8 protein-coding genes and 1 pseudogene are annotated in these 8,027 nt (G+C 43.3%); 2 read left to right on the top strand and 7 right to left on the bottom strand.

Annotated features, from left to right (window positions below):
- Positions 1-148 precede the first annotated feature (148 nt).
- A pseudogene (locus RMO55_RS01115) lies at positions 149-601 on the bottom strand (hydantoinase/oxoprolinase N-terminal domain-containing protein); the annotation flags it as partial.
- A 301-nt stretch (positions 602-902) separates the two neighbouring features.
- Between RMO55_RS01115 and RMO55_RS01110 the strand changes: the two are divergent.
- Positions 903-1,343: an Hsp20/alpha crystallin family protein gene (locus RMO55_RS01110; protein WP_310422193.1), complete on the top strand. Its 441-nt coding sequence runs from the start codon at positions 903-905 to the stop codon at positions 1,341-1,343.
- Between the two features lie 134 nt (positions 1,344-1,477).
- Here RMO55_RS01110 and RMO55_RS01105 read toward each other — a convergent pair whose 3' ends face one another.
- The 4 genes from RMO55_RS01105 to RMO55_RS01090 all read right to left on the bottom strand — a co-directional run bounded on the left by RMO55_RS01105 (position 1,478) and on the right by RMO55_RS01090 (position 3,875).
- Positions 1,478-1,930, bottom strand: coding sequence for a DUF3531 family protein (locus tag RMO55_RS01105; RefSeq protein ID WP_310422191.1), 453 nt, complete (start codon positions 1,928-1,930; stop codon positions 1,478-1,480).
- Between the two features lie 102 nt (positions 1,931-2,032).
- Complete coding sequence (locus RMO55_RS01100) at positions 2,033-2,812, bottom strand: photosystem II S4 domain protein (protein ID WP_310422188.1); 780 nt, start codon at positions 2,810-2,812, stop codon at positions 2,033-2,035.
- A 123-nt stretch (positions 2,813-2,935) separates the two neighbouring features.
- Entirely contained in the window at positions 2,936-3,454 is a 519-nt protein-coding gene (locus RMO55_RS01095; protein WP_310422184.1) for a hypothetical protein, read from the bottom strand.
- A gap of 184 nt (positions 3,455-3,638) precedes the next feature.
- The gene (locus RMO55_RS01090; RefSeq protein WP_310422181.1) at positions 3,639-3,875 is read right to left on the bottom strand and encodes a hypothetical protein; all 237 of its coding nucleotides are present in this window, start codon (positions 3,873-3,875) and stop codon (positions 3,639-3,641) included.
- A gap of 251 nt (positions 3,876-4,126) precedes the next feature.
- Between RMO55_RS01090 and thrS the strand changes: the two genes are divergently transcribed.
- Positions 4,127-5,935 carry a threonine--tRNA ligase gene (thrS, locus tag RMO55_RS01085; protein WP_310422179.1) on the top strand — a complete coding sequence of 603 codons (1,809 nt, stop codon included), beginning with the start codon at positions 4,127-4,129 and terminating at the stop codon, positions 5,933-5,935.
- 21 nt (positions 5,936-5,956) lie between these two features.
- Here thrS and RMO55_RS01080 read toward each other — a convergent pair whose 3' ends face one another.
- Both RMO55_RS01080 and RMO55_RS01075 read right to left on the bottom strand, forming a co-directional pair.
- Positions 5,957-6,532: a cytochrome b/b6 domain-containing protein gene (locus tag RMO55_RS01080; RefSeq protein ID WP_310422177.1), complete on the bottom strand. Its 576-nt coding sequence runs from the start codon at positions 6,530-6,532 to the stop codon at positions 5,957-5,959.
- A 206-nt stretch (positions 6,533-6,738) separates the two neighbouring features.
- Positions 6,739-7,638, bottom strand: coding sequence for an alpha/beta hydrolase (locus RMO55_RS01075; RefSeq protein ID WP_310422174.1), 900 nt, complete (start codon positions 7,636-7,638; stop codon positions 6,739-6,741).
- Positions 7,639-8,027: the final 389 nt, after the last annotated feature.

The raw sequence follows: 8,027 nt of genomic DNA, 5'->3' as shown, positions 1-8,027 counted from the left end.
CAATACACGAACCACGTGAATCTGAACCTAGCACAAGCAAAAGAGCAATCTAAGAATATCGAGAGCTGTATGCGATGAAAGTCGCACGTACAGATCGAACAGAGAGGGGCGGGGTTTAATAGCCCCCCTCGACTCTAACCGATTGGATTAGAGTATCGCTAATTTGGACGGGAATTAATTCTTCGCCCTGCGCTGTATAACGTTCGGTAACCTCAATGACTCGATCGTAGAGCATTTCAGGCAGGAGGATCTGCCGTGCAAAGATTTGGGGACGATGTTGGTAGCCAATTCGTAAGGCATCTCCAAAGCCCTTGGTGATAATTAGTAAAGTTCGATCTCCAGTCCGCTCTAATAGGGCATTGGTGGCAACGGTGGTACCCATTTTGACACTTTCGATCGCACTAGCCGGAATCGGTGCGTCGGAAGCCAATCCCAATAAATCTCGAATGCCTTGAATCGGTGCATCTGTGTATCTACTGGGATTTTCTGACAGCAGTTTGTGAATCATAATTTCACCATCGGGACGTTGGGCGACGATATCTGTAAACGTACCACCTCGATCGATCCAAAATTGCCAGCGATGATTCTTTGTGTCAGTCATAATCGTGAATAGAGAAGCCTGGATAAGCTGAGTTCCAGTATTTTTCAGATTAGGTGTTGAAAAACTTAAAAATCAGATCGAGATTCGGGAAAGTGAACCTTAATTGGGCTGAGAACCGAACCAATCTATCTTCGGACTTTTGTTAACTTATAAACAAGCGACCGACAGAGAGATAAATCGATCGATAACAACTCAATTAGATCGCTGTTCTCACGGTTAAAGCAAAGGCTAAGATTGACATTCTTATGTCGATCTATCCCAACTCAGTCAATTACTATTCGTAAAGTTGAGGTTTATCATCATGACACTAGTTCGTTGGCAACCACTCCACAATATCACCACTTTACAACGAGAAATGGATCGATTGTTTGAAAATTTAGCCGAAGGTGACGATCGTTGGCTTTCGACCACATTCGTACCAGCAGCAGAAATGCATACTGATACAGATAATGTTTATCTTCAATTGGAAGTTCCTGGTTTAACACCCGAAGAAATTGAAATCCAAGTCAATCCGGCTTATGTAGTAATTAAGGGGGAACGTCAGGAATCAAATCAGAGTGAAGAACGAGACAGCAAGCGGTCGGAATTTCGCTATGGTGCATTTCATCGCACTATCTCTTTCCCAGAAAAAGTCCAGCAAGATCGAGTTCGAGCTAAATACGAACATGGGATTTTGAAACTTACTTTACCAAAGGCAGAAGATGACAAAAATAAAACTGTTAAAGTTGTAGTCGCAGCTTAAGTTATCAAAAGTTAGATTGGGGATCGATCGACTTGGTATTAAAACTATCGGTGGTAAATCGATCGTCAATCGCTAAAAGACTGTTTGGCAATACGGAGATATTATCTTCGATCTCCGTATTTCCAAACAGCCTTCTAGTTAATATCCTGGAATAAAGATTCTTTATAACTAGGATCGATCTCCCATTCTTCATTCTCACCACCAATTAATAATTGTAGAATTTCGACATATTCTTTATTTAATTGGTAAAGTGAATTGATTAACACATCAATCGCGATCGAGTCACTAGTGCCTAAATCTAGCCAGCATCTCGCCCAATTCCCTTCGTATTCAAAGTCTCCCATATTGTGCATCACTGACATCATACTGCTGTCGGCAGCATCATTGTCATAATCCATATAACTGAGATCTAATCCTGTTTCTTGAACTTGACTATTTTCGGCATTAAATCCGCCCAATTTTCCCAAGAAAAACCAAGAAGAAAACACTTCCTCGACTAACTTTTTCTCTTGCTCTGAAGGTACATTACTAAACTCCAACCAAAACCAAACATCAAACTGACTGAACTCACGAAATTGGACTTGCATAGAAGAGGAAGGAGGAGGGGGGAGGGAGGGAGATAGAAATAGTTACAAAATAAGAATACGAAATAGCATCCATTCTTACAATTAAACTTTCAACTTACTTCGTTACATATATCTAGTGAGATTAATCCGATATCTTTCTTTTTTAGTGATGGCTACTTCGCCGATTTCTAGCCTACCTTTGCCACGGATAGCAATTAAATCGCCTGCTTTGAGTGCATGAGCAGACTGGCTGATATCTTTCCAATTTACGCGGACATCACCACTTGAAATTAGATCGACCATTTTACTCCGAGACATCCCAAATCCAGCAGAAGCGATCGCGTCTAATCTGAGGGAGGCTTCCGTTGTGACCATCTCCTTTTTCTTCGGTTCGCGAATCTTTAATTCACTCAAATCTATCTGTCGAGTTTTGACAGGTACCGATCGAACTTGAGTCAAATGGGCTTCTAAAAACTCGACTAATTCTGGTGCGACGATCGCTTGAGCACCCTGTTCGCCCAATACGATGATATCACCTGTTTTATCGCGGACGATACCGCAACCCAACATCGAGCCTAAGAAATCCCGATGCGTGGGCGGATCGAACAGGAAATTACCAGCGATATGTACGGCTGCCAAGGGAACTTGACTGGGTTCAAAGGGTATTTCGCTCCGACAAATACCTAGTCGCTGTCTCTCGGCTTGAAGATAGCCGCCTGTGGCAATTACTTCGATGTCGGTGAGACGGCTAAATACGCCTTTTACTTCAGCGATTTCTGGTGGAGAGAGAAAGTCTGTTTCGACTACTTCCCACGTTTTAATTGCTTGTTCGGCTAGATCGATCGCTCGTGCTACGATTTCACGATTTTCGACCCGTTTTAATAATTCTTCTCTAGGCAACATTTGAAATTAATTGATAATTGGGAGTTGAGAGTTGAGAATTGATAATTTAATTCTCGGTTGTGAAAATTAATCTTTCAAATACATCGGTGCAATATTTAAGATCGATCTGGGCTTCCTAGCTATTTATTGATACATGTCAATGTAGCTTTGGATGTTTTCGGGATCGAATTTACGCAATATAGTAGTTGCTTGTTGGATTAACAGTTGAGAACCTTCGACAACAATGAGATATTTACCTGCATTAATTCGGTTGCGGTATGGCAGAGAGTCGCCACTTCCAAAGGCAATACCGCCACCGCCGCCGATAAAAACACTACCCATCGCGCCACCAATTGCACCGAGGAAACCACCTACGACATGATTACCGATTTCTCCAGCCCAAGCAAATGTTTGTAAACTGGTAGCAAGACTGAATCCAACTCCGGCAATAAAACCAAATGGTATCAACCAAATTGCCATTAATTTAGCTTGTTTTTGGGCGATTTCATTAGGGTCGATCAGTCCAAATTCATCCGCACTTTTATAACCACGTCCGAGAATAGTAATTTTGCTCAGAGGTAAGCCTTGCTTTTCCAACAGCGTATATGCTGATTCGGCTTGAATGCGATCGGACAATACCGCGACTAGATAATTATTATTCATAATGACTTAATTATAAAAGATTTCTGTTTCGTTTAAATCATTATAACGACTGCTGGTTGAAGAATTATTGAAATTTAGCACTTGCGGATCGATCGAGTACTAGACAAATCGATTTCTTTGATGATACGGTTTTCCAAATTTGAGTAAGTACAAGCTGCGCGTCAGAGAATGACCTTCGGCTGGCTCAGAAGGTTGGCTGTACGATCGAACTATTTAACAAAGATAGTCCGATATCAACGTGGAATCTCCACGATCGAATTTGCCTCGATCTATTTCCGGCGCACCAGGGAAAAATTGTCTCAATCTCGATTCTGCCCCATCCCGATCGATTAGTCATATGCAGCATGGATGACTCGATTAAACTGTGAGGATGCCGACATCCAGAACGGCTCCAAGCATTATACTCGATCGATCTGGGCACACCTTACCAAGATCTCCGACTCAGCGGAGTCAAAGGCTTAAATCGATCGCAATTAGACACCTTAGTGCGGTTGGGTGCTAAATCTGAATCAGCGGCTGTCTGATTCCAGTAAAATGGAAAGACCTAAGTAAATCGTAAGTCGTAAATGGTGCTTAAAATGGGGATTTAAACCCCCTGCTCTTCGTTAAATTAACATTTACCCCTTCCCCCCTTACGTCACTATTCAATTTAGCTACATACTAGTCATACCCATGTCTAACGCCGAACAGCCAGAAAAAATCTATCTACCCAAAACCAGCGAATCGGAAACCCTCAAAAAAATTAGACACACCACCTCCCATGTGATGGCGATGGCGGTACAGAAGCTGTTTCCCAAGGCTCTGGTGACGATCGGCCCGTGGATCGAAAATGGGTTCTACTATGATTTTGACAGCCCTGATGCCTTTACAGACAAGGATCTGAAGTCAATTCAGCGAGAGATGATTAAAATCATCAATCAGAAATTGCCAGTATTAAGAGAAGAAGTCACCAGATCCGAAGCTGAAGCCCGAATTTTCGCGCTCAACGAACCTTATAAATTAGAAATTCTCGCCCGATTGCAAGAACCGATTACCCTTTATCATCTCGGTGATAAGTGGTGGGATTTATGCGCGGGGCCGCATGTCGAAAATACTGGCGATTTGCACCCCAAAGCCTTTAAACTCGAATCAGTTGCGGGTGCATATTGGCGCGGGGATGAAACTAAGGCACAATTACAACGGATTTATGGTACCGCCTGGGAAACTCCCGAACAACTCGCTGAATACGAACGCCGCAAGGAAGAAGCACTCCGCCGCGATCATCGGAAATTAGGCAAGGAATTAGGCTTATTTATTTTCTCAGAATTAGTCGGCCCTGGTTTGCCATTATGGACACCAAAAGGCACAATTCTACGTTCTACATTAGAAGATTTCCTCAAAAAGGAACAGACTAAACGGGGATATTTACCTGTAGTCACGCCGCATATTGCCAAAACCGATCTATTTATGAAGTCGGGACACAGGCAAAAATACAAGGAAGATATGTTCCCAATTATGGCGGACAATCTCGAAGATATTGCGGCGGATAATGGCTTTGTGATGAAGCCGATGAATTGTCCGTTTCACATCCAAATTTATCAAAGCGATTTGCGTTCTTATCGCGATTTACCAATTCGGTATGCGGAATTTGGGACGGTTTATCGCTACGAACAATCTGGCGAACTCGGAGGTTTGACTCGCGTGCGCGGCTTTACAGTCGATGATTCTCACCTGTTTGTGACTCCCGAACAATTAGACGAGGAGTTTCTCAATGTGGTCGATTTGATTCTATCGGTATTCGAGAAACTTCGCCTGAAAAACTTCAAAGCACGGCTAAGTTTCCGCGATCCAAATTCTGATAAATTCCTGGGATCTGAGGAGACTTGGAATAAAGCAGAAGCAGCAATTCAACGCGCTGTTGAAAAACTGGGAATGCCTCATTTTATCGGCATTGGCGAAGGAGCTTTTTATGGGCCTAAACTTGATTTTATCTTTAGTGATGCACTCGATCGCGAGTGGCAATTGGGCACCGTTCAGGTAGATTATATTCTCCCCGAACGGTTTGAACTAGAATACATCGACGAGGAGAGCAGCCGCCAACGTCCAGTAATGATTCACCGCGCACCTTTTGGTTCCCTCGAACGGTTAATCGGGATTCTGATCGAAGAATATGCTGGCGATTTCCCCTTGTGGATGGCTCCAGTCCAAATGCGATTAGTTCCTGTTGCTCAAGACTTTATTCCCTTCGCGAAAGAAGTCTGTGGGAAATTACTCGTTCTCGGCGTTCGTGCTGAAGTAGATACTAGTAACGAGCGGTTAGGTAAGATGATTCGCAACGCTGAGAAGGAGAAAATCCCCGTCGTCGGCATCATTGGCGGTAAAGAGGTAGAAGACAAGACAATTAGCATTCGTACCCGAATTGAGGGCGAATTAGGGGCAATTGGTGTCGATGAAGTTGTAAAGAGAGTAGTGGATTCGATCGCTAATTTTAGTGATTTCTAATTTATTTGGAGTGAGGCGGATTTAATTCGGCTTACTCCATTTTGTTTTTGTCCAGGTAGAGAGTCTGCGCCAATTAGCTTTGACCACTTTGCGTTGACAAGTAAAGTGGATAAAGATAAAAATAACAAAAGCTTTCGATGTTCGATCGTGAATCACACCAGCTTGAGAGGCAGCGTCTGAATTCACTGGGAATAGGTCTGGCATTGGCAAGCCAAACAGACTGATATTATTTGTATGGTAAGCATTAGATAACCAATAACCACTCATTGGTACTGCGAACATCATCAGATACAACAGACTATGTAGGCCAGTTGTAAAATACCAATTCCCAGTCAACTTGGGTAGATGTTTACGGTATTTCTTGCCCCAAACTCTCACTAATAGGTAGACGCGCCAACCGAGCAGCAATAATACGAGTACCCCTAAGGACTTGTGCGTAGCAAATAATAATTCACGATAGCTGACTTCACCTTGAAGTCCTGCCATAATTTGACCGCTAGGTAGCAGTAACAGAAAGCACCCCGCCATCCACCAATGAACGGACATTAGTTGTTTGAAGACAGAATTGAGTCTGAATTTTGGTGTGGCTGATGACATTTGCGACAGTTTAACTAGATATTATCGGGGAAGATCGAGCTTACTCAGCGTTGCTGAATTTAGGTAGGAAAGAGATGGATCTGCAAGCAGGGAGATCGGTCGGGGAGTGGGGAGCCGGCTGATAATTCCGTTGCTAAAACAGAAGACCGTACCTTAAATCAGTAACGCCTCATATCCTATCCCAAAACCTGATCGAGATCGAAGCATCAAGATTTCAGGAAAGGTAAAATCGCATCGTACAATTCGGTAGGATATTCTTCGTGCAAGCCCAGGGTGCCAGGTAATGTCTGACTGATGACATTTCCGACTGCTGCAAGCGCGAGCATTTCTGCTTTTGATTTGGGTGGACTATTTTCACCGATCGCGATCGTTACAGGTACACTCAGAGATTGAAGGTCGGCGACTGCATCAGATCGATCTACATAAGGATCTAGCCCACCAGTTACAAAAGCTCCAGCCCCAAATCTCGCGCCTGGCTGTTGAGTCAATTGTCGTTTTCGATCGAGTAAATCGGGTGTTAATTTACCGATATCGGCATAAACATGTCGCCGATACATAAATCTTAGAAAGCTCGGAGTTGTGTTTAATTGGTACAAAAATTGACCGAGGATCGGCGTGCGAATTAGGTCTCGAACCGTTTGCAACCAAGGCTTTTGTCCTTGCGCCATCGTTGGCAATGGCCCTCTCCAAGTAGGTGCGACTAAAACTAATTTAGCGACACTATTGGGCACGTTCGCGGCGAAATCTATGGCATATCCGGCGGCATGTCCGGCTGCGACGATCGCGATCGGTGATGTATAAATATCCTTAATAAAGTCTATTAGAAACTGACGATAAAGTGGTGGCGAATAATCTAACCTCGATCGAGTCGAATCACCAAAACCAGGGAAATCAACAGTAGTGACCTGAAATTGGGGGGATAAATAATTTGCCAAGCCAGACATCTCTGTGCGGCTAGAAACTGTACTAAAGGATGGTAATAAGAGAATTGGTTCTCCCCTCCCTGCCGTCTCATAAGCAATGGTTAATGACTGTCCTTTGTAGCTCCATTGATATTTCGATATGGGTGTGGCAGCAGGAGATTCGAGACTAGTAAGGTTAGACATTAATAATTACCTCGTAAATTTAGTAATATCGATCTTTAGTGTTACCGATCTAAGGGTTGATTCGCCATTGTTGCAACCAATTCTTTTCCTAGTAACAGTTTCCAGCTTCTTCATATTTTGCTGAGGGCACAAGAGTTTTCCAATATCCTCCAAAATTATACCCCGTCGAATGGCACTCATCAGCAAAACTGATGAGTGCCATCAGCTCTACAAAACTGAGAAAGCTTTACAAACCTTAACAATCGGGATAAATTAGGTACATACATAAAAAACATTCCGTTCTTACCAAAGAGCAAACAGCAATCATAAACCAATGACCACAACCTTACAACGCACCCAGAGCGAAAATACCTGGGATCGCTTCTGTAGCTGGATCACCTCCACCGAGA

The sequence above is a fragment of the Chamaesiphon sp. VAR_48_metabat_135_sub genome (assembly GCF_031418915.1).
Classification (GTDB): Bacteria; Cyanobacteriota; Cyanobacteriia; order Cyanobacteriales; family Chamaesiphonaceae; genus Chamaesiphon.
The sequence above is the reverse complement of the archived record's forward strand: the minus strand, read 5'-3'. Positions and strand labels throughout refer to the sequence as shown.